Raw genomic sequence first — 999 nt, 5'->3', positions numbered from 1 at the left:
GCCTGTTTGTTTATGCAGCTTTAATTATTTATAACCTGTATTTAGTTGCAGTCTTGCCAAATTACATCGTTAAGGCGTTCGTTCTGGCTTACACTGTTTTCTTTGCAGCTATTCCATTCCTGAATGCGTTTAATAGCGAAAAAGCTACGCCTGAACGCGTAACCATGAGCACTACTAAACAAAAAATTATGTTCTTTGTTTACGTCGGTATTACCGTTGTTGGTGCTTACTTGTTTGCAACCAATATCTGATGAGGGCAGCGAAAATGAAACAAACTCTGAAAAACTGGTTTGCTGCCTTATTGCTGGCAGTACCTATGAGTGCAGCCGTCGCCAGCGGCGGCCATGCAAACTACGAAAAAGTCGATATCGACCTGCGTGATCAAGTCAGTCTGCAGCACGGTGCGCAAATCTTTACAAACTACTGTTTGTCTTGCCACTCTGCAAGCGGTATGCGCTTCAACCGTCTGAAAGATATTGGTTTGACTGAAGATGAAATCAAGAAAAACCTGATGTTCACAACAGACAACGTTGGTGACGTAATGGTAGCGGCAATGGATCCGAAAGATGCCTCCAAATGGTTGGGTGCGCCTCCGCCGGATTTGACCCTGATTGCACGTTCTAAAGGTGCAGACTACCTGTACGCCTATATGCGCGGCTTCTATAAAGACCCAACTCGTCCAACCGGTTGGAACAATACTGTTTTGGCCGGAGCGAGTATGCCTCACCCATTGTGGGAGCAACAAGGTATTCAAGCTGTTGAGTTGGATGCTAAAGGTCAGCCCGTTATGATTAAAGACGAGCATGGCAACCTGACTCCTAAGCTGTATTGGGAATCTACCGGTCTGCACAGCCGTCGCCTGCCTAACGGTAAAGTGATCCAAAAAGAGTACGATACTTATGTGCGCGACTTGGTGAACTACTTGGTGTACATGGGCGAGCCTGCTCAGTTGCAACGCCACCGCATCGGCTACATGGTTCTGGCATTCCTGTTTGCGGT

1 protein-coding gene and 1 pseudogene are annotated in these 999 nt (G+C 46.8%); both read left to right on the top strand.

Annotated features, from left to right (window positions below; translation table 11 throughout):
- A pseudogene (locus tag ACTHUM_RS15220) lies at nucleotides 1-251 on the top strand (cytochrome bc complex cytochrome b subunit); the annotation flags it as partial.
- 14 nt (nucleotides 252-265) lie between these two features.
- A partial coding sequence (locus ACTHUM_RS15215) for a cytochrome c1 (protein WP_440403315.1) occupies nucleotides 266-999 on the top strand: 734 nt, incomplete at its 3' end.

Source organism: Neisseria sp. P0021.S006 (assembly GCF_051956895.1).
This window is presented reverse-complemented; position numbering and strand designations above follow the sequence as displayed.